This window comes from Enterovirga sp., from assembly GCF_035325185.1.
GTDB lineage: Bacteria > Pseudomonadota > Alphaproteobacteria > Rhizobiales > Beijerinckiaceae > Enterovirga.
This window is the reverse complement of the sequence record NZ_DAOLAJ010000012.1, coordinates 35,195-54,715: the sequence shown is the minus strand read 5'-3', so window position 1 is coordinate 54,715 and position 19,521 is coordinate 35,195. Positions and strand designations below refer to the sequence as shown.

Below are 19,521 nucleotides of genomic sequence, written 5' to 3'. Positions count from 1 at the left end.
GCCTGCGGGGAACACACCTTCAGCAAGCCTTTGATGGTGCTTGAAATTGACGATGTCAAAGAGCGCACCGGTGTTCGGGATTCGTTCCCACCCCTCCGCACTCTATCGGCCCGGGGGGGACGAAGGATCAGGGCTCGGCGGATTCGGGATTGAAGGCCACAAGCGGAAGCCCATCGAAATCGACCGGCTCCCGGCGGTTGCGGCCGCAGGTGTCGAAGGCGTAGCCGGCATCGGTCTGGGCAGTCCAGGCGATGACGCCGTTGCCGTCCTCGATACTGGTCTTCACCTGGTCCCAGATACGCTCGCGCGTGCGTCGGGAATATTGCCCCACGTAGACGCCAGCCCGCACCTCGACCAGCCAGACCGCGAGCCGGCCGCGTAGGCGCGGCGGGGCATTCTCGAGCACGATCACCATCATGGCCGGCTTCCAGGGCTCATCCGCGGTGGCCTTCGTCTCCTGACGGGGTCTCGCCGAAGGCCGCGGGCTGGGCGTCGGCTGGGGGCTCAGGAGGCGCGAGACCACCTGCGGCCAGCACCTCTTCCATCGTCGGGATGATGCGCTCCAGGAGATTGGTGCGCCTGAACGCGTCCCGGCATTCGCGGCGGACCGCGCTTTCGATCGGCCCGGGCACGCTGGCGCGCTTGGCGCGGCCCGCCACTCGAAAGGCGGTCGGCACGACCGTCTCGTGCTTGAAGAGGTCGGCCACGTCGTAGACGAAGGAAAGGGGGCGCCCCGAATGCAGGAATCCGATCGCGGGCGCGTAACCCGCGGCCAGGATGGCCGCCTCCGTCAGACCGTGCAGGCATGCGGTGGCCGCCGACAGGGATCTGCGTGCGGATTCCGCGCTCGTCGACGACCACGAACGCGCCGTCCAGCACGTCGAGTCGCCCCTTCTCGATGAAGATCATCGAGGCGCGGTCCCGGATCGGGATCGGTCGTGGCGGCGCCAGGCCGGGGAGCGCGGCCACGGTCAGGGCCGCCGGATCAGCATCAGGCCGCAGCCGAAGGCCTTGGCCCGGCCGAAACCGCGGCCGAGCGCGGAGAGGAAATGCGCCGGGTCCTCGACCACCAGTTCCCCTTCGAGATCGAGCGAGGAGAAACGTACCGGCTTCGCCCCGTCACGCGGCAGGATGTGCCATCGGTCCGTCTCCACCCGCAGGAGCGGGCCGTGGGGCGCCTCGACCAGCCGAAACCCGGCTGCGGCGCCCTGGCGCGCCACCCATTCGATCCCGACCCGTTGGGTGATCGTGTCGCGCTGCTCGCGACGCACCTCGGCGCCGAGGCCCCGGAGCGCGCGGGCCAGCGGATCGATGCGCTTGCCGCGCTGGCCGTGCGAGCGTGCCTCGGCGGCGCCCGGGCTGGCCCGCAGCCTGAACCGAAGCCGCTGCCCGGGCGCGAGCGCGGGCTCGAACGCCTTCGGCTCGTCGATCTCGAACAGCCCGCGCCGGTCCTCAGGCTTGCGGCCCGACAGCACCAGGAAGGTGGTGCGCTGCCAGGAGGAGCCGCCGTCCTCCCGCCAGAGGAAGTCGCGCCGCCGGTCCGGGCCGTCGGCGAAGAGAGACCACAGCAGCCGGTGCGCGGCCGCGATGCGGGCGTTCTCTTCCGATGGGAGGAGCAGCCCGGCCAGCGCCGCGAGATCGGGCGCGTGCCGCAAGCGGATGCGGCTGAGCCAGAGCGTCATGCCTGTCCCTCCGGCCCCGTCGTCGCAGAGGGGACCGGCTGCGCGACGATCTCGTCGCGCAGCTCGAACTGCCAGCGCCTACGGCTGGCGACGCGGTCCCGACGGCGCTCGACGCGCAATGGCTCGAAGTCGGGAGCGAGCAGGGGCGCCAACTCCGCGTCGGCGTAGAGCGGCGCGTTCCAGTAGCCGGGCGGGTCGACCCAGAGCCCGTCGATGCGCAATGGCTCGAACGGCCAGTCCTCGTCGTCGTTAAGCCCGAACGTCCGCTCGTCGAGACGCCCGAGGAGCCCGGCGACGCTCGTAATCCCCTCGTCGATTTCAGGTGCGAGCGGCCGGCCGAGCGGACAGGATTTGCGGCCGACATAGAGCGTGTAGGCCGGCCGGCGCAGCGCCTCCGCGACCGCCTCGGGCGGTGGCTCGTCGCCGGCCGAGCCGAGCCGCACCAGCGCGATGTCCACCCAGAGGTCGGCCCGGTAGTCGCGGCTGGAGAGCTGCGTGTTCAGCTTGTGCGAGGGCCGGTCGAGAGCCTCCCTGCGGGTCGTCCAGCGGGATTTGCGGTCGGCCGAAGGGGCCTGGGTCGTGTGGTAGTCCTTGACCAGGACGCCGCCGAGCCGGACCCGTTGCGCGAGCCGATAGGCGCGGTCGAGGGCCGCGTGTTTGGTCTCGTCATGCCGGTCGTAGCCGAGCGCGGCCGCGACGAGGCCGAAGATCGCCGAGCGCGCCGGCCGGTCGAAGCCGCTGCGGGTCTCGCCCACCGTCAGGTCGCCCAGGGCGGCGAAAGGGGCGTAGAGCGTGAAGGCGAGCCCGTCGGGCATGGCTCAGCGCGCCGCCAACTCGATCAGGTCGGCGAGCGTGCCGGTGCCGGCCTCGACGTCCATCTCGGCAGTTTCGGCGGTGTCGCCGTAGGCGCGGGCGAATTGCGAGCGTGTCGTCCGGATGGCTTCGATGGAATCGCCGAGCGCGTTTTCGCCGCCGATCGGCTTGAGGAACGAGACGGCCAAGGTCCGGGGCGCGTCGCTGCCACGTTCGACCAGGCCATAATTGGCAAGGGCGCGACTCGCGAAGCTCGCCTGCTTGCCCTTGGGCGCCACCGTCGCGGCCGCCTCGACCAGAGCCGCGATGCCGCGCCTTGCCAGCGCTTCGTCACCCCCGAGATTGCGGACCAGGAGATCGCGGTCGATGCAGAGGTAGAGGTAGAGGAGCGGCGCTCCGAACCCGGCCTCGCCCACGAAACCGGCTCCGGCATCCTCGGCGCTCGTCTTCAGGTCGTCGACGGCCGTGTAGTAGTCGTCCTCGACGATCGCCCTGTGAGTGGTGATCGCATGCGCGACCTGCACGGCCGCCTCGCGGTTGAAGTCCGGATCGTCCGCCAGCATGCGGCCGAACATGGCGATGTCGACCGCGCCGTCGACCGGCCTGAGAAGGGCTTCTTTCTTCAGATCGACCGCTTCGCCGGTCGCGATCCGCTCCGCTGCGGCAAAGGCGGCCGCGCGCTCATCGGCGGATACGAAAGCCAGTTGCTCGATCCGCGCCGGGTTCTTGTCGCTCTCCGGCTTGATCTTGCCGAAGACGTCGCCGACCTCGCGGGCGGCTTTGCGGGCCATGTCCGCCGCGACGCCCTTGCCGAGGAGGTGGCGCTCGATCTCCTCGCCCAGCCGCTGCGTGCGCTCGCCGAGCCGACCAGTGAGAGCCGTCTTGAAGGCGTCGGAGGTGCGCCAGGCGCGCTTCAGCGCCTGCGAGGAGACGCGCAGCCGGTCGACATTGCCGAACCGGGCCGTCTTCGGCTTTCCGGTGTCGTCGCGGTTGAGGTTCGCGGGCGGATAGGCGGTGAGAAGATGGATCTGGACGAACGTCGTCATGGGCGGGGTCTCGGCGGTCAGGAGGCGGGCATGCCGGGATTGTCGCCCGCGCCGGGCAGGGAGCCGGAGGCAGCGTAGTAGTCGTAGGCGAAGCGGGTCCTGGCCTTGCGGCCGCGATCATCGTCGAACCAATCGAGGATGAGGACCCCGAGCGCGCCGACGTCGAGCGCCGGCCCGCAGAGGTCGACGAGGCGGCGCATCTGCCGGTGCACCTCGTCCGGGTCCCGGGCGGCAAGCAGCCTGCGAAGGCGGCCGGGCGACAGCGCGGCGGTCTCCAGCTCGGCGTCGGCGAAGCGCTCGCGTCCGGCGGCCCTCGCCGGCTTGCGCTGCGGATCGTGCTCCCGCACCCGGGCCAGAACGGATGCCGTGATCGCGACCGTCACAAGCGTCCTGTCGGACTTGCCGCGTCCGAAGCGCAGGCGACGATGGAGATCGAACACCGCCTCCTCGTCGAGGATGTCGAGCGGCGTCGCGGCGCGACGCAGCCGGGCCAGCGCCCCGCGATCCGCGGACGGGTTGGGAGTCCCGTCCGCGCGGAGCGGCTGCAGGGATTGCCACCAATGCCGGACGATGCGCCGCCGCTGGTCGCGCTCTGCTGGCGGGACATCCCGGACCTCGGACGGGGCCGGACCGCTCGCTTCGGTCATGCCTTGCTCCTTTTGGCCGGGGTGGGCGGCGCCATGTTCAGCGCCTTGAACAGATTCTGGCCGATCTTGCCGTAGCCACGGAGGGCGCCATGGAGGTCGTTGCGGGCCTCGATCCGGGCGCGGGCGGAGCGCTCGTCGAGACCATCGAGGTCATCCAGCGACACGAGTTCGTCGAAGACGTCGAATGCGGCCCGTTGCAATGTCGCCAGCCAGCCTTTCGGGGTGTCCTGCTCGATCGCTTGGACATCGGCATTCGCCGCGCGCAGCTTCTCGGCGAGCCCGGCGAGCGTGACACCAAATGCGGCTTCCGTGCGCTCCCAGAACCGCGCACGGGCAAGGTCGAGCGCCCCGCCGTCCTTGGGCGCCCCCGTGAACCCGTCCGCGACCTGCGTCCGCTTCACGAACAGCGCCTGCCTGACGAAGAGCCTGGTGATAGCCTCGGCCTCGCGCGCGCCGGAGATGAGAAACCGGATCGTGCGGTCGAGCGCGGCGAAGGTCGCGCCGCCGACGAGATGCAGCGGCATCTCGCTCTCGACGAAGGCGCGGGCCTTCATGTTGTCCATGTCGAATCCGGCAGCGAGCAGCCGGGTCCCCCTGCCGACCGAAGCGTCGAGACCGAACAGACGGCGCCGGCCGGTCTCCACGCAAGCGGCAATCTGGCGCGTGGCCTTGGCTTCCTCCGGCACGTCGTTCGCGACCAGCCCGACCCAATGCCGATAGCCGACGCCACCGGGCTGCCCGTGCAGAGGCAGAAGCGGCTCGCCCGGCTTCGTCCGATAATGCGGCGAGAGGGGGTGCAGGAACGCGGCGTAGCTCGTGCCGTGCGGGCGGGTTCGATAGGTCCGGACCACGACCGGGTCGATCCGGCCCGTAAGGTCGCAGGGGCATCCGTCCGGGTTCGCTTCAAAGACGAGCCGGATGCGCCGCGGCATGCCCCAGAAGGCCTGCAGCGGATCGACGTCGGACGGCGTCGTGATCCTGCCTTTGTCGGAAACGCGCGTCGGGACCAGCCAGGGGAAGACGCGCTCCGCCGCCGGCGGCTCGTCCCGCCCGGCAGTCGCGAGCCAAAGCGTGCGCCACAGCGGCACTCGTGCGTCGCGTGCCTCGCCCTGGAATGGGCCGGGAACCAGGAGCGTCGTCAACGGCCCGCCGCCCCGCACGGAGACGCGGTGTCCGGCGCCCCCCTTGGACGCATAGGTCTGCAGCGCGAAGAGCGCCATCGCGGCCCCGGCGCGCGACAGGATCGCGACCCCGCCGCGGCGCACGAAATGGTCGAGGTTGCGCTTGACCGTGTGGTCGCCCGGCGCCTCGATCAGGAGTTGCGACACCGACTTCACGGCGCCGTTCGCAAGTTCGTCGAGGTCCTGCCCGAAGCGCGGGCCGTCGCCGTCGAGTCCGAAGGCTGGGGCGAACGGCGTGAAGGCGGCGTCGAGCACCTCGGGAAGCGGCGGGTCGCGAAACCACTCCTCCCAGGCCTCGTCGCGATCATCGGCCTGCGGGCCGCAGGCGGTCGCGAGAAGGCCGATCCAGAATTCGCGCGTCGCGGCATCGAAATCGGCCCGCCCCCAGGCCGGTGCCAGGATCGGGTTCGTGCCGATCTGCGATACGATCTCGGCCGGCCGCACCAGATAGCGCAATCCGTCCGCCCGCAGGACGGGAAGCCAGGATTGGGAGAGAAGGTTGAAGGGTTCGGGCAAGGCAGTGAGGAGGGTCCATCCCAGGTTGAGGGTAGGTCCACGGGGAAGGCTTGTGAAGGAGGCTCGCGGTTCATCCCCGCGGGTGCGGGGAACACTAAGTCGCGCGCAGGATCCCCCATTTGCGGCCCGGTTCATCCTCGCGGGTGCGGGGAACACGTGCCGCTCGACCATCCCTGCGTCGAGGCTGCGGGTTCATCCCCGCGCCTACGGGGAACACACCTCACCGCAGCACAGCGCCGGATCGCGGAGCGGTTCATCCCCGCGGGTGCGGGGAACACGATCCGACCGGATAGATCCGCCCGAATGTGGGCGGTTCATCCCCGCGGGTGCGGGGAACACCGCGACAGAGGGATGGGCGGGCGGCGTGCCCTCGGTTCATCCCCGCGGGTGCGGGGAACACGTGGAATTCGACGGCGCGGATGCGCGCTACGGCGGTTCATCCCCGCGGGTGCGGGGAACACAATGACGGATGGGAATGGGGCATCGTCGAGGTCGGTTCATCCCCGCGGGTGCGGGGAACACCCGACGATGACGAGGCGGCGAGGGTCGCTGTCCGGTTCATCCCCGCGGGTGCGGGGAACACGACCAAGCCTGTCGTCGCATTGTTGACGGTGCCGGTTCATCCCCGCGGGTGCGGGGAACACTCTTCCAGCAAGTAGCTCTACGAGCTGGAGATTTACGTTGTCAAAGAGCGTACCGGAGTTCCGCATCCGTTCGCAGCGGTGCGCGTCGCGGGGCCGCACGGCCACATCATGCCCGAGAACGGCTCGGCGACAAGCCTCGGCGCCCGGTCAGAACAGGAGGCCAAGACCCGTTCCGTAGGTGATGGACAGCAACGAACCCGCCTCGTCGCTCAGCACGCCCCGCCACATCCGGTCCTGACCCTCCTCCAGCGGCAGCAGGATCACGTCCTCGTCGAACCGGCCCCAATCGTCGCGCGCCGCAGCCGCGGCTTTCCGCCAGCGCGGCTCGGGGAGGTGCCGGCCCCGCAGCTTCCGCTCATAGGCCGTCGCCTCCGACAGAGCCCATGCGATCCTCGGGTCCGGGTGGGAGCACCAGGGGACGAGCCGTTCCCCGGCCGGACGCGCGAGGCGGATGCGGCGGCTCTCTTCGGCGAGCCGGGTCGCGATGCGGCCCTCTTCCTGCCAGCCATGGCCATCCGGGCGATAGCCGTCCGCGAAGACCAGGAGGTTCTGGTCGGCGATGCTGCGCTCCGCGCCGGATCGGCCGAGCGCCTCGTTGCGGATGCGCTCCAGGGTTGTCGGAATGTCGCCGTCGGCTTGGGCATAGACGGCCTCGATCGCGGGCCGCACGTCTTCGGGCACCCGGAACCTCGGCCGGCCGGACAACGCGCGCGCCGTCCGCCACAGGATCCCGTGATCCTGGTAGACGAAGGAGGCGCGTGGCAGCGCGGCCCGCATCCAATCCGCCGCGACCGGTCCCGCCGGATCGGGAGACACGACCACCAATTCCGGCCCCACGATCGGGCGAGCGCGGTGCGTGTGCCGCCAGAGCCGTCCGGCGCGTTGCAGGATCGAGTCGATCGGGGCGAGGTCGGTGACCACGAGGTCGAAATCAAGATCCAGCGATTGCTCGATGACCTGCGAGGCGACGAGAACCTGCCCGCGCCGATCCTCCACCGAGGAGTTGCGGCCAAACGTCCGCAGGACCCGTCCTTCGATGGCGAGCCGGTCACCCATCGCGAAGCGGGCGTGGAAGAGGCCGGCGGCAAGGCCCGTCGTCCGGAGCGCCGCCGCGCCCTCGATCACGTCGTCGACGCTGTTGCGGATCCAGGCCACGCAGGCTCCCGCCTCGACCGCGGCCCCGATGCGGGCCATTGCGGCTCCCGTGTCCGGTGCCCGGGTGATCGCGAGCGTGCGGCAGAGGTCGGCACGCGCGGCGAGCCGGCTCTCGGTGAGTTCCCCGGTCGCGCTCGCAAGCGTGGCGAGCGGGTAGGCGTCCGCCGATGGCCGGATGGCGGGGGTGCCCACCGCCTTGCGCCAGGCCTCGATGATCCGGCCTTTCGTCTCCCCCGGAAGCGTGGCCGAGAGGACGATGGTCGAGCCGCCACCGGCCGCATGGAAGGCGATGAGTCGTTCCAGCTCCTTGCCGACATAGCTGTCGTAGCTGTGCGCCTCGTCGACGATGAGGACCTTGCCCGCGAGGCCGGCGAGGCGAATGGTCCCGTATCGGTTCGGCAGGACGGCCAGGACCGCCTGGTCGATCGTGCCGACCCCGACATCCGCGAGCAGGGCCTTGCGGGTTTCGCCTGCCAGCCAGGCCGGCGCGGCTGTGGCGCCATCGGGGTCATCGTCGCTGTCGCGATCGGCCTCCGGCCCGAAACCGGATGCCGCTGCCCGGAAGCCGGCATGGAGTTCGGCCCGCCCATGAGCGAGAGTGAGCGACGGCCCGGCCCCGTCGCGAAAAAGACGCGGGGCGATGGCGCTCATGCGGTCGAACATTGCGTTGGCGGTCGCCATGGTCGGCAAGGCGAAATAGAGGCCGTCCGCATGGCGTGAGGCCAGGATGCGATGCGCCAGGACGAGCGCCGCCTCGGTCTTGCCGCCGCCCGTCACGTCCTCGATCAGGACCAGGATCGGCCCCTTCGGCAGCGCGACCGTGTCTGCCCAGTCCTGAGCGGCCGTGGGACGGTGAGAGAGCCCGGTCAACGTCGCGAACGAGGCGCGGACGGCCGCCTCTGCCGGCACGAGGCCCGCCTCGCGGACGGCCGCCTCTGCCTGGCGGCATGCCTTCGCCCAGTAGGCCGCGGTCTCGGTCTCGGCGGACACATACGGAAACCAGCTCTGGCTCGAGCCGATCCAATCGGCGAGCGCGCTCATCCCGGCAAGCACCCAGCTCACGGCCGCGAGAGCCGAGGGACGAGGTGGGGCGAGGTCGGGCGCGGGAAGGATGTCCTCGACTTGGTTCCAGAACCCGAGCGCCGCCTGGGCAGCGGCTCCGAAAAGGTAGGCAGCCGGCTCATCCCGCTCGATGTCGCGCGGAACGGGACGGCCGTGATGTCCGAAAATCGGCTGCAACAGCGCGTGCTGCGCCTTGGGACTCCAGCCCCTCAGAAGTGCGGGCCATGCTGTCCGCTCCTCGCCGAGCCACTCGCTTAGCAGGAGGAGACCCGCTTTCGGGTGACCCGGATCCGGTGTGCCGAGGATCCGATGATCGGGCTTCGGTATGCTGGGTGGATAGAGTTCCGGCACCCTCCACTGGAAGAGCGGCGAAAACTTGCCGAGATCGTGGAGGGCCAACAGATGAAGCCAAACCGCTTCCAATTCGTGGACCGTCCATCCGACCCGGCTGGCGACCTCCCGGAACGGCCTCGGCCGCGCCAGGATCAGAGCTCGGCCGGCGGCTGCCACGTCCAACCCATGCGCCCAGGCTGGATGAAACGACAATATCTCTCCGGGCCTAGGCCGGGCCTTGCCCCAAAAGGATGCATGCATCGGTGCACCGAAAATGCCTTGGGATGAACGCGGCTGGCGATCGGATTGCTCCCAGAGCGGATCTCAATCAACGGATAGGCCGGCCAGCGAGCCGACCGGCGGCGACGGGTTGTGGACGCGGCCCATTTCGAGGGTGTGGCCGGTTTCCGGAGCCGAGTGATTCGACTGGCCACCGATGCCATTCGCAGCGCGCCGCGGGATACGGGCTTCGCACCCCGCTAAGGCGCGAGGTGTCAGCCAATTGTGTTTACAATGTTAACACAATCCGTCATAAGGGGGCATGGCGACCACACTGCCCAAGACCGATGTCAACATCCACATCCGCGCGCGGGTGCGGGATCGTGACCTGATTGACCAGGCGGCAGAACTCGCCGGCACCAACCGATCGCAGTTCATTCTGGCTTCCTCCCTCAAGGAGGCGGTGAACGTGCTGCTCGACCAGACCACAATCGTCACCGACCAGGCCACCTTCCAGAAGGTGCTCGCCTGGATGGATACCGAGCCGACGGCGAGCGAGCGAGACGGTATGCAGCGCCTCATGGACCGCAAGGCGGACTGGGTGCGTGAGTAGGGCGCAGCCGTCGTTCACGGCCCCTGCTGTCCTGACCGATCTGCACGAGCTCACCAGCTTTTCGTCGGGCGAACAGATGCTCGACGATTGGCTGCGGCAGCGCGCACTCACCAATCTCAAGCTCGGCGCCAGCCGCACCTATGTGACCTGTGCTGCGGGCACCCGTCGCGTCGTCGGCTATTATGCGCTGTCCATGGGCGGCATCCTCGCCCGAGACCTGCCCGGGAGCATGCGCCGGAACATGCCGCAGCCGATCCCGGCCGTGCTCCTCGGCCGCCTGGCCATCGACACGGACTATCAGGGGCGGGGCCTTGGCGGCCTCCTGCTGCAAGACGCCGTGCAGCGCTCCCTTCGCGCCTCGAGCGAGGTTTCGGCCCGGCTGATAGTCGTGCACGCCCTGTCGCAGGCGGCCGAGGCTTTCTATCTCCGTCACGGATTTTCCCGCTTGCCCGTGGAAGCCCCGACATTGGCTCTCGATCTGGTGAAGCTGGCCAAGGTGGCGCCATGACGCGAAAAGCGGGAATGCCGGAGGGCAGCAATGACGTGCCCCGCCGGAGGTGATCGAGGTTTGCCTTTCGAGGTGGAGGGCCCCTGCGCCTGGGCGCCGGCGGCGGGGTGACGATGGCTTTCGAGCGTGTGCTTAGGGACGAGGTCGGCCTGCTGCCGGAGGCGGTAGCTCGATCCTTCGATCTGGATGACGATGGCGCGGTGGAGCAGGCGATCGGCGGCGAGGACCGGGTCGCCAAAGACCTCTCTCCCTTCGGCGAAGTCGCGGTTATGTGCCGCCGATAGCCGTCCTTTGCCGCATGGCCGGAATGCAGCATCGCACGTCATGGCTGCTTCCCCCTTCCGGCCCTCGGCGTCACCGCCATGCCGAGGAACACGGTCATGGCCTGATTGAGCCGCACCATGTCCTCGTCATCGAGCCGTCCGACCTGTGCGCCCATCTTGCTCTTGGGAACTGTGGTGATCTTGTCGACCATCAGCCGACAAGCGGAACGCAGGCCGTTGCGCTCGTTCGGCTCCACCAAAAGACGGAACAGCGGCGCGTCGGTCGGATCGGTGGTGAAGGCGCAAATCGTGATGGAGTCGGTGGCGTCGAAACTGTCATCCTGCACGATGACGGCCGGGCGCGGTTTGCCCGCATAGTCCTTGCTCCCGGAGACAGTCCAGACCTCGCCGCGCCTCACTCGTCACCCCAATCCGAAACGGCGTCGATGAAGGCTTGATCTTCCTGGGCGTGGGCGCTGGCGGCGGCCGCCTGCGACTGGCGGTGGGCCTGCTCCCGGAAGGAAGGAGAGCGCACGTCCGGCACCCAGATCTGGATTGGCCGCAGCCCCTGCGCGCGCAGCCGCTCGCGATGCTCGCGCACCTTCTCCCGGACAGGCTTGGGCTTCGATGTTGCTGCCATATCGTCCTCCGGACGATCGGTTACATGTAACCTGCCATAAGACGACCCCGAACACCAGACCTTTCTGCCTCGACGTTCAAAACGGCGCGGGATTCGAGCAGCCCCACCACATAGGCTGGACACATATCCGCGCCCGCACCTTGTGCCTCAGAGCATCCAGAAAGGGCGAAAGCCAAGCCTCAAGATCGGACTTCCAGTGCTCGTCCATGCCGGTCCTCCAGAAAGCCGACCGCCCATGAATCACGCAAACTGTATCGCGGGAATCCCGAAAACACGCCTAAATCAAAATATGATGAAGTATAAATTATGTAACTGACCGTTGTCTTTCAAGTATATAAGAATGACATATCGTCGCCATGGTCATGTTTCTGTCCTTTGTCAACGCGATGACTGCCGCATCATGCCATCAGGTCCAGGGATGGCAGGTTATTATAGGAACGCGTGATATGCCGAGGCCTTCACAGCACTACACACTACCTTGCTAGGCTCTCGTCCCAGCGATGGGACCTCGGCAGAAGCGGCGCGCTCGCGGGGGCTGGAGGCCGATCACCTCAATGACGCCATCGTGTGTGCGCTCATGAAGTTCGTCCAGTTTCTCCGCTCCGGCCGGGGCAAGCCTCGACCTCGGCTGAGCCAGATCGCATCCGCGGCAGGAGAGCGCCTATCGAAGGATAGGCGAGGACGAATTCCGTCCTCGCACCAAGGCCACCCGCTTCGGCCGCTAGCTTCGGCCATCCTGGCCGGTCAGGCGCGAGAAGAAGGCTTGCATCTGCTCCATGCCGGCTGCCGTCGGCATCCAGAGTCGCAGCATCTGGTCGGGGGACATCGCCTGGACGCTTGCGGCGAGCCGCTCCTCCACGCCCTTCAGGAGCTTGTCTTGCAGCGGCTTGATGTCCGGGAGTCCGAGGAACGCACGCGCCTCCTCCGGCGTGCAATCGAGGTTCACGGTGAACTTCATGTGAGCTTTCCTCCCGGTCGAGCAATGGCCCATACCATGTCGGGCCCCACGTCCTGCTCCCGCTTATGTCGGGATTGGCGAGTCAGCCAGCGACGAGCATCAGGGCAACCGCCATGAGGGCCGGCTTGTCCTGCCCTTCGATCTCGATCGTGATATTGCATCCAACTCGCGCGTTCTCGCACGGCCACTGGGCATCGGCTACCTTCGCGCCCGTCACTCTAGGTGACGAACTCATAACGGGTAGCGGATTGGAGGGATAATGATTCAAGGCTCTGGGAGGAGCCTTGATGAGCACGCCGCGGCGCTACGAACTGACCGATTTTGAATGGTCGATCATCCAGCCCCTGCTTCCGAACAAGCCTCGGGGTAAGCCTCGTTCAGAGGATCGCAAGGTGCTGAACGGCATCTACTGGCGCCTTCGGACGGGCTCTCCTTGGGCTGACATACCCTCTCTCACACCCCGGCCTTCGCCCAGCGAGAGAAGCGCTTGTGGACGCTCTTCCACTTGCCGTAGCGCTCCGGCAGGTCGCGCCAATGCGCGTCCGAGCGCAGCACCCACAGCACCCCGTTCACGAACAGGCGGTTGTCCGCTGCCGTCCGCCCCGGATCGCTCGCCTTGCCCGGTAAAAGCGGGGAAATCCGATCCCATTGCGCGGGGCTCAGCTCATAGCGCTTCACACCCATCCATCAGCCTCCGCTCAAAGCCGAGACCATGAATCATGCTTCACGCAGCACAGAAATCCTGAATGTCGATCAGACCTAGGGATGTCGCCGCCGGCGGGCTGGCCGCCCGGCGCTTCCCTCATTCGCCTCTCTACCTTAAGCGTGGTCGAATGCGCACTCTCATCACCTCTCTCTCCATCGTCTGTGCCGTTGCATTGTCCATCGGGGCCGCGGCGTCCTCTCCCGGGATCCCAGAGCCGGTCCGGGCGGGCGAAATCATCGGAGGCGCCATGGCCTGCGGCGTGCCGCGGGCGCGCGTCCGTACCGTCGAGCGCAGCGTGGCCCGCCGCCTCCACAGGCAGGCGCGATCGCGCTCCGAAGTGCGCCGCGACAACATCTTTTTCCAGGACGCCATGAGGCGGGCAGGAGAGCGCATCAGGGCGGGAGGGGGAAGTTGCGGGGAGGCGATCCAAAGCTTTCGCACATTGGAGGCGCAACAGCGCCGCCGCCGCCTATGATCGCGGCGGCCCGCGTCGTCGTCGTTTGGCACGAAGCTTGAACTGGATCGGGACGGCCGGTCTGCGAGCCGGCGAGGAGGTGATACGGAGGCGATTGCCATGGTCGAGGGCACCTTGCGGACCGATGCGATGCGCTTGCTCACTCCGTTCCTCGACGACGGCCATATCCTGCGGGTCCAGTCGACGGACAGGCCGCGGCCCCATCTGATCGTCCGCGTGCGGATGCGCGACCCGGTCATCGAGGAGAAGATCCGCGACGCCGTGTCCTCGATGCGCTGCCGCGTCGAGATTGCGCTGAGCTGGTAGGGAGCGCAGGAGCCCGGCGCCGTCAAAGGCGGATCTCGCCCCGCGAGATGGCGTCGTGCAGGGCGCCGTCGAGGCGGCGATAGGCGCCGCCGAGATCGACATGGACGGGATCGGCGATGCGGCGTGGGTCGAAGCCCTCGGCGACGAGGGCCGCCTTCTTCTGCTTGAAGGTCTCCGTGTGCCTCAATTCGCGGCAGAGCCGCAGGAAAAGCGGGCGGGCATAGCCGGGCAGGAGCCGGCCGAGATCGGCATGGAGGGCGTCGAGGTCGAAGCCGGGCCCCGTCGTCAGCGCCGCCATGCCGGCGCGGCCTTCGGCTCCCGGCACGGCGACGCCGTAGACATTCGCCTCCAGGACGCCCGGGCAGCCGGCCAGGATTCCGGCGATCTCGGTGGTGGCGACGTTCTCGCCCTTCCAGCGGAAGGTGTCGCCGATCCGGTCGACGAAATAGAAGAAGCCCTGCGCGTCCCGGCGCATGAGGTCGCCGGTGCGCATCCAGGCATCGCCGGGGGCGAGCACGTCGCGCAGGATCTTGCGCTCGCTCTCCCCGGCGCTCGTATATCCCTCGAAGCTGTGCTCGGCCTTCGCGGACAGGCGGCCCAGCAATTCGCCGGTCTCCCCGGCCTCGGCCGGGATGCAGCGTCCCCCGGCGTCGCGCGCCGGCAGGCCGCTTTCGACATCGTGCCGGACGATCAGGGCCGGCGAGCGCCGGGCCATGAAGGGCGGCACGCGGCCGACGGCGCCGATCTTCCCCTCGACATTGTAGAGGGAGACCGTGCCTTCGGTCGCCGCGTAGAATTCGAGGATGCGGGGAATCGCGAAGCGGTCCTGCATGCGGGCCCAGACCTCCGGGCGCAGTCCGTTGCCGGTGCACAGGCGAAGCCGATGGGACCGCTCCAGCGGATCGGGCGGCGCCGCCGTCAGGTAGCGGCACAACTCGCCGATATACTGGAAGAGAGTTGCGCCGGATTCGACCACGTCGCGCCAGAAGCGGCTCGCCGAGAACGTCTCGCGGATCACCACGGAGCCGCCCCCCAGCAGCACGCTGCCGGGAGCCACGACGCCGCCCACGCTGTGATAGAGCGGCAGGCAATCATACATGCGGTCGTCCGGCCGCGGATCGACGAGGCCCGCGAACCAGTGGGTCCACATCATGATCCGATGGTGGCTCACCCTGGCCGCCTTCGGCAGGCCGGTCGTCCCCGAGGTATAGATGAGCAGCGCCTCGTCGCGAAGCGAGACGGGCGGCGCCTCCCGCGCATCCAGGGGACCGCCGTCGCAAGCGGCGCCGATCGCCGTGTCGTGCCGGCAAATCTCGGGGAGGGCGCCGAGATGGGGCGCGGCGCCCGCGAGCGCGTCGTCGAATGCGGGCTCCGCGATGACGAGCCGGGGGGAGGCGAGGGCGATGCAATGGGCGAGCCCGCGGTCGCGCAGATGGGTGTTGAGAAGCGCGACCCGCACGCCGATCCGCGTCAGCCCGAGCCAGATCGCCAGGTAGTCCGGCCGGTTGCGCATCAGGAGGGCGACGGTGTCGCCCTTCGCGAGCCCGCGGCCGAGCGCCCAGCGCGCATAGCGGTTCTGGCGGGCGGCGAGGTCCCGATGGCTCAGGATCTCGTCGGTTCCGATCAGAGCCGGAGCCTCGCCGTGGACGGCCGCAAGCTCGTCGATGACGCGTGGGAAGATCCGTCCCGGCTCGGCGTCGATCCGGGCCGTGCGCTCCAGCGCACCGATCCAGCCGCCGGCGCTGGAGCCCTCCTTGCGCGCGGGGTTCACGAGATCCTCAGGCGGCGTGAGGGCGGGCGAAGCCCGGCGCGGCGCCGGGCCACCAGCGCGAGCCAGTTGCGGAACAAGCGCGCAGCCGGGTCCCGCCAGGCCGCGGGGAGCGGCGGGACCGCCGCGAGGTCGGGAAAGGCCGCCTGGAGGGCGGGATCGCGCTGCGTGTCCGCCAAGGCCGCGAAGGCGTCGAGGCGCTCCTCGGCTTCGGCCGTGTAATAGTTCTCGGGCAGGGGCGGGCAGGTCGGCCGTGTCCCGTCGAGGAAGCGTCCCATTTCGCGCCGGTGCTCGCGGGCGAGGCTGTCCTCGTCGTATTCGGGATGTCCCTGGAGGAAGACCAGGAGGCTGCGTCCGTCGTGCACGAACAGGTCGACCCCGGCGCGCTCCGAGCGCCGCAGCACCGTATAGCCTTGCGCGGCGAGGTCGGATTCGGCGAGGTCGTTCCAGCGCGAATGCGGGACGGCCGTGCTCGCGGGAAGCCCCGCCAGCAGGGGATGGACCGCCGCGGCCGAGCAGGGAAACACGCCCCAGCTCTTCAGCGGCAGCCGCCGCCGCTCGATGCCGTCGAGATGCAGCACGGCCGCATGGGCGGCGAGGCAGGAAAAGACAGTCGAGACCGTGTGTTCCGCGGCCCAGTCCACCACCGCGGCGAAGGCCCCGTAATAGGGCTCCGCCTCGAGGCGCGGCGCGCGGGGCTCGCAGCCGGTGACCACCAGCCCGTCGAGGCCTGCCGCCGCGAGCGCGGTATGGGGCGAATAGAAGCGCTCGATATGGGAATGGGCCTCCGCTCCGCGGGGCATGTCCCCGATGGTGAAGAGGTGTAGTTCCGCCTCGCTTTCGATCAGCCGGCGGAATTGCCGCTCGGTGGCCAGGAAGGCCGCGTCGGGCATGTTGTTGAGAAGGCCGATGCGCAGGGGGCGCGAGGCATCCCGCGCCAGGGGGAGCGACGAGCGGCGCTCGCGCAATCCCGGCCTGCGGAAAGCGGCCGCGGGCACCATGACGCCGTGGCCGGGCGTGGCGATGTCCCTCATGGATCTCCCTCCGTTGTCCCTCTCGGCGATGTCAGGCGGCGAGCGCGGCGGGCCTCGCAGCTTCGAGCGCCTGGGCGAGGTCGGCGATGATGTCGTCGACATGCTCGATGCCGACGCTCATTCGGATCGTCTCCGGCAGGACGCCGGCCGCCTTCTGCTGCGCGGGCGTCATCTGCCGGTGCGTCGTGGAGGCGGGATGGCAGGCGAGGGACTTGGCATCGCCGATATTGACGAGCCGCTTGATGAGCCCGAGCGCGTCGTAGAAGGACTTGCCCGCCTCGAAGCCGCCGCGCACGCCGAAGGTGAAGAGGGAGGAGCCGCGCCCGCCCAGATATTTGCGCGCCATCGCATGCTGGGGGCTGTCGGGCAGCCCCGCATGGTTGACCCAGGTGATGGCCGGATGGGCCCGCAGATATTGCGCGACCTTGAGCGCGTTCTCGACGTGGCGCTCGACGCGCAGCGGGACCGTCTCGATCCCCTGGAGGAGCAGGAAGGCGCTCATCGCGGGCAGCACGGCCCCGGTGGTGCGCTGGTAGACGCTGCGCGCGCGCTGCGTGAAGGCGGTCGGGCCGAAGCGCTCCGCATAGACGAGGCCGTGATAAGAGGCGTCCGGCGTCGTGAACATCGGAAAGCGCCGGGCCTCGGCGAACCAGTCGAACCGGCCGGCTTCCACGATCACCCCGCCCATCGTGGTGCCGTGCCCGCCCATGAACTTGGTCAGCGAGGCGATGACGATATCCGCCCCGTAATCGATCGGCCGGAGCAGCACGGGCGTCGCGACGGTGTTGTCGACGACGAGCGGCACGCCGCCGGCATGGGCGACCTCCGCGAGCGCCTCGATGTCGCAGATATTGCCGGCGGGATTGCCGATGGATTCGCAATAGACGGCGCGCGTGTCCCGGTCGATCAGGCGCGCGACGTCGGCGGCGGAATCGCTCGCCGCGAAGCGGCACTCGATTCCCTGTCGCGGCAGGACATGGGACAGGAGGGTGTGCGTCGTGCCGTAGAGCTGCGGCACGCTGACGATGTTGCCGCCGTGATCGGCGAGGGTCGCGATGGCGTAGTGCAGGGCGGCCTGGCCGCTCGCGACCGCGAGGGCGGCCCGCCCGCCTTCCAGCGCGGCGACGCGCTTCTCCAGGACGTCGACCGTCGGATTGGAGATGCGGCTGTAGCGGAAGCCTTCCTCCTCGAGGTTGAACAGGGCGGCGCCGTGATCGGCGCTGTCGAAGGCATAGGCGACGTTCTGGTAGATCGGCACCGCGACCGCGTGCGTGACCGGATCATGGTCGAAGCCGGCATGCAGGGCGATCGTTTCGGCGCGCATCGGTCGGATTCCTGTGGATGTGGAATGTAGTCGCGCCGCCTCGCGCAAATGCCGGACCATCCCCGCCTGTGCCGGGACAGGACAAGACGGGCTCCCCGGCCTCGTTCGTTTTTCCAGATTGGCTCAGATGTCTCGTATCGATTCGAAGAGAGCCGTGTAATTTAAGGTTATCGAAGCAGGAATGCTTGTAATGTATTGTTCATGATGTTTCGCGGTCGCGCTTGCAAGTTGCCGGCCCGCGATATGAATCGCGAGGTGCAACCATCAGCGAGGATGCCGTGTCTACCCCCCCGATGATTCCTTCCGTGACCTCGGTCGAGTTGCAGGAGGCGCCCATCGAGCCGAGCTGGATTCGCGAGGGCAATCCGATCGCCCGCAACGCCACCCTTTCGCGCAGCGCCGACGGGCTCGCCAGCACCCTGGTCTGGGACTGCACCGCCGGAACCTTCGACTGGCATTACGAGATCGACGAGACGATCTATTTCCTGGAAGGATCCGCCACGATCTCGGACGGGCATTCCCCCCCGAGGACGTTCAGGGCCGGGGACGTGCTCTTCCTGCCGCGCGGCGCCGTCTGCCACTGGCATGTTGAAAGCTATGTCCGCAAGGTTGCCTTCTGCCGGCGCACCCAGCCGAAGGTTCTCGCCTTCGCCATGCGTGCCGCGGGGCGGCTGTCGCGGATGGTGAGGCGCAATTCCCGCCCCGCCCCGTCATCGGGCTTCCTCCAGGCGGCTTGAGCGCTGACACGCGGGAGGCGAGGAATGGCGATCTCCGAATCCGACACCTGGACCTTCTTCGAGGGGGCTTGGCATGCCGGAAACGTCCCGATCATGGGCGTGCGCACCCATGCCGCCTGGCTCGCCTCCATGGTGTTCGACGGGGCTCGCGCCTTCGAGGGCGTGACCCCCGATGCCGATCTTCATCTCGCCCGCGTCAACCGCTCGGCGAGCGCCTTCGGCCTCGCGCCGAAGGTCGAGGCCGCGCAGTGGCATGCGCTCCTCGCTGAGGGGCTTGCGCGGTTCGGGGCGGATGCGGAACTCTATATCCGCCCCATGTACTGGGCCGAGAGCGGATATGGCGGCGGCGTGCGGTTCGATCCCGAATCCACGAACTGGTGCCTGTCCGTCTACCGCTCGCCGATGCCCGCCCCGACCGGAGTGCGCGCGACCTTGTCGCCGTTCCGCCGGCCCTCGCGGGACACCGCCCCGGTCGACGCCAAGGCGGGCTGCCTCTATCCGAACGGCGCGCGCGCCTTGTCCGAGGCGGCCGCCCGGGGCTTCGGCAATTGCCTGATGCTCGATGCCGAGGGCCATGTCGCCGAATTCGCCAATGCGAATGCCTTCCTGGTCCGCGACGGCGTCGTGTTCACGCCGATTCCGAACGGCACATTCCTGGCGGGCATCACCCGCGCCCGCGTCCTCTCGCTGCTGCGGCAGGACGGGATCGAGGTGGTCGAGGCGAGCCTGACCTACGAGGATTTCCTCCGGGCCGACGAGGTGTTCACGGTCGGCAATTTCGCGAAGGTCGCGCCGGTGACGGGTTTGGACGAGATCGAGCTTCAGCCCGGCCCGGTCTATCGGCGCGCCCGCACGCTTTACTGGGATTTCGCCCACGCGAAGGCGGCCTGA

Annotated in this window: 19 protein-coding genes, 3 pseudogenes and 1 CRISPR repeat array; of the genes and pseudogenes, 6 read left to right on the top strand and 16 right to left on the bottom strand. The window is 68.7% G+C overall.

Annotation, left to right across the window (positions count from 1 at the left end; genetic code table 11):
- Positions 1–127: 127 nt before the first annotated feature.
- The 8 genes from cas2e to cas3 form a co-directional block, all read right to left on the bottom strand.
- Positions 128–418 carry a type I-E CRISPR-associated endoribonuclease Cas2e gene (gene cas2e / locus PKD06_RS04330; protein ID WP_324377947.1) on the bottom strand — a complete coding sequence of 97 codons (291 nt, stop codon included), beginning with the start codon at positions 416–418 and terminating at the stop codon, positions 128–130.
- Positions 419–434: 16 nt separating this feature from the next.
- Positions 435–707, bottom strand: coding sequence for a hypothetical protein (locus PKD06_RS04325; RefSeq protein ID WP_324377944.1), 273 nt, complete (start codon positions 705–707; stop codon positions 435–437).
- Between the two features lie 264 nt (positions 708–971).
- On the bottom strand, positions 972–1,682 hold the full coding sequence (gene cas6e / locus PKD06_RS04320) for a type I-E CRISPR-associated protein Cas6/Cse3/CasE (protein ID WP_324377941.1): 711 nt from the start codon (positions 1,680–1,682) through the stop codon (positions 972–974).
- Entirely contained in the window at positions 1,679–2,497 is an 819-nt protein-coding gene (gene cas5e, locus PKD06_RS04315; protein WP_324377939.1) for a type I-E CRISPR-associated protein Cas5/CasD, read from the bottom strand. The genes cas6e and cas5e overlap by 4 nt, the downstream gene beginning before the upstream one ends.
- 3 nt (positions 2,498–2,500) lie before the next feature.
- Positions 2,501–3,541, bottom strand: coding sequence for a type I-E CRISPR-associated protein Cas7/Cse4/CasC (gene cas7e, locus PKD06_RS04310; RefSeq protein ID WP_324377937.1), 1,041 nt, complete (start codon positions 3,539–3,541; stop codon positions 2,501–2,503).
- A gap of 17 nt (positions 3,542–3,558) precedes the next feature.
- Positions 3,559–4,188, bottom strand: coding sequence for a type I-E CRISPR-associated protein Cse2/CasB (gene casB, locus PKD06_RS04305; RefSeq protein WP_324377935.1), 630 nt, complete (start codon positions 4,186–4,188; stop codon positions 3,559–3,561).
- The gene (casA, locus tag PKD06_RS04300) at positions 4,185–5,885 is read right to left on the bottom strand and encodes a type I-E CRISPR-associated protein Cse1/CasA (protein ID WP_324377933.1); all 1,701 of its coding nucleotides are present in this window, start codon (positions 5,883–5,885) and stop codon (positions 4,185–4,187) included. The genes casB and casA overlap by 4 nt, the downstream gene beginning before the upstream one ends.
- Positions 5,886–5,951: 66 nt before the next feature.
- Positions 5,952–6,529: a CRISPR direct-repeat array (repeat unit 29 nt; unit sequence CGGTTCATCCCCGCGGGTGCGGGGAACAC).
- Between the two features lie 147 nt (positions 6,530–6,676).
- Positions 6,677–9,340, bottom strand: a complete 2,664-nt coding sequence (gene cas3, locus PKD06_RS04295; protein WP_324377932.1) for a CRISPR-associated helicase Cas3' — start codon at positions 9,338–9,340, stop codon at positions 6,677–6,679.
- A 280-nt stretch (positions 9,341–9,620) separates the two neighbouring features.
- Here cas3 and PKD06_RS04290 point away from each other — a divergent pair, with 280 nt between their 5' ends.
- On the top strand, positions 9,621–9,911 hold the full coding sequence (locus PKD06_RS04290; protein ID WP_324377930.1) for a DUF1778 domain-containing protein: 291 nt from the start codon (positions 9,621–9,623) through the stop codon (positions 9,909–9,911).
- Complete coding sequence (locus PKD06_RS04285; RefSeq protein ID WP_324377928.1) at positions 9,904–10,419, top strand: GNAT family N-acetyltransferase; 516 nt, start codon at positions 9,904–9,906, stop codon at positions 10,417–10,419. Before PKD06_RS04290 ends, PKD06_RS04285 begins: the two co-directional genes overlap by 8 nt.
- Positions 10,420–10,477: 58 nt before the next feature.
- Here the strand turns inward: PKD06_RS04285 and PKD06_RS04280 are convergent.
- From PKD06_RS04280 to PKD06_RS04265, 4 genes and pseudogenes are all read right to left on the bottom strand, one after another.
- Positions 10,478–10,688, bottom strand: a pseudogene (locus tag PKD06_RS04280) (ATP-binding protein); the annotation flags it as partial.
- Positions 10,689–10,741: 53 nt separating this feature from the next.
- Entirely contained in the window at positions 10,742–11,101 is a 360-nt protein-coding gene (locus tag PKD06_RS04275) for a type II toxin-antitoxin system PemK/MazF family toxin (RefSeq protein WP_324377926.1), read from the bottom strand.
- Positions 11,098–11,322, bottom strand: a complete 225-nt coding sequence (locus PKD06_RS04270) for an antitoxin MazE family protein (RefSeq protein WP_324377924.1) — start codon at positions 11,320–11,322, stop codon at positions 11,098–11,100. The genes PKD06_RS04275 and PKD06_RS04270 overlap by 4 nt, the downstream gene beginning before the upstream one ends.
- Positions 11,323–12,043: 721 nt before the next feature.
- A complete protein-coding gene (locus tag PKD06_RS04265) occupies positions 12,044–12,280 on the bottom strand; it encodes a DUF6489 family protein (protein WP_324377922.1) in 237 nt (78 codons plus the stop codon).
- A gap of 287 nt (positions 12,281–12,567) precedes the next feature.
- Between PKD06_RS04265 and PKD06_RS04260 the strand changes: the two are divergent.
- A pseudogene (locus tag PKD06_RS04260) lies at positions 12,568–12,729 on the top strand (transposase); the annotation flags it as partial.
- A 7-nt stretch (positions 12,730–12,736) separates the two neighbouring features.
- On the opposite strand, the pseudogene PKD06_RS04255 reads toward PKD06_RS04260, so the two are convergent.
- Positions 12,737–12,964, bottom strand: a pseudogene (locus PKD06_RS04255) (transposase); the annotation flags it as partial.
- Positions 12,965–13,560: 596 nt separating this feature from the next.
- Here PKD06_RS04255 and PKD06_RS04250 point away from each other — a divergent pair.
- Positions 13,561–13,767 (top strand): hypothetical protein, encoded by a 207-nt coding sequence (locus PKD06_RS04250; protein WP_324377920.1) that lies wholly within the window; start codon positions 13,561–13,563, stop codon positions 13,765–13,767.
- Between the two features lie 22 nt (positions 13,768–13,789).
- Here PKD06_RS04250 and PKD06_RS04245 read toward each other — a convergent pair whose 3' ends face one another.
- From PKD06_RS04245 to PKD06_RS04235, 3 genes are read right to left on the bottom strand one after another with little or no spacing between them, the layout of a single operon-like run.
- Positions 13,790–15,538 carry a long-chain-acyl-CoA synthetase gene (locus PKD06_RS04245; protein WP_324377918.1) on the bottom strand — a complete coding sequence of 583 codons (1,749 nt, stop codon included), beginning with the start codon at positions 15,536–15,538 and terminating at the stop codon, positions 13,790–13,792.
- Positions 15,535–16,569, bottom strand: a complete 1,035-nt coding sequence (locus PKD06_RS04240) for a homoserine O-succinyltransferase (protein WP_324377917.1) — start codon at positions 16,567–16,569, stop codon at positions 15,535–15,537. The genes PKD06_RS04245 and PKD06_RS04240 overlap by 4 nt, the downstream gene beginning before the upstream one ends.
- 31 nt (positions 16,570–16,600) lie before the next feature.
- On the bottom strand, positions 16,601–17,893 hold the full coding sequence (locus PKD06_RS04235; protein WP_324377915.1) for an O-acetylhomoserine aminocarboxypropyltransferase/cysteine synthase family protein: 1,293 nt from the start codon (positions 17,891–17,893) through the stop codon (positions 16,601–16,603).
- 293 nt (positions 17,894–18,186) lie between these two features.
- Between PKD06_RS04235 and PKD06_RS04230 the strand changes: the two genes are divergently transcribed.
- A complete protein-coding gene (locus PKD06_RS04230; protein ID WP_324377951.1) occupies positions 18,187–18,630 on the top strand; it encodes a cupin domain-containing protein in 444 nt (147 codons plus the stop codon).
- A 24-nt stretch (positions 18,631–18,654) separates the two neighbouring features.
- Positions 18,655–19,521, top strand: a complete 867-nt coding sequence (locus tag PKD06_RS04225) for a branched-chain amino acid aminotransferase (RefSeq protein ID WP_324377913.1) — start codon at positions 18,655–18,657, stop codon at positions 19,519–19,521.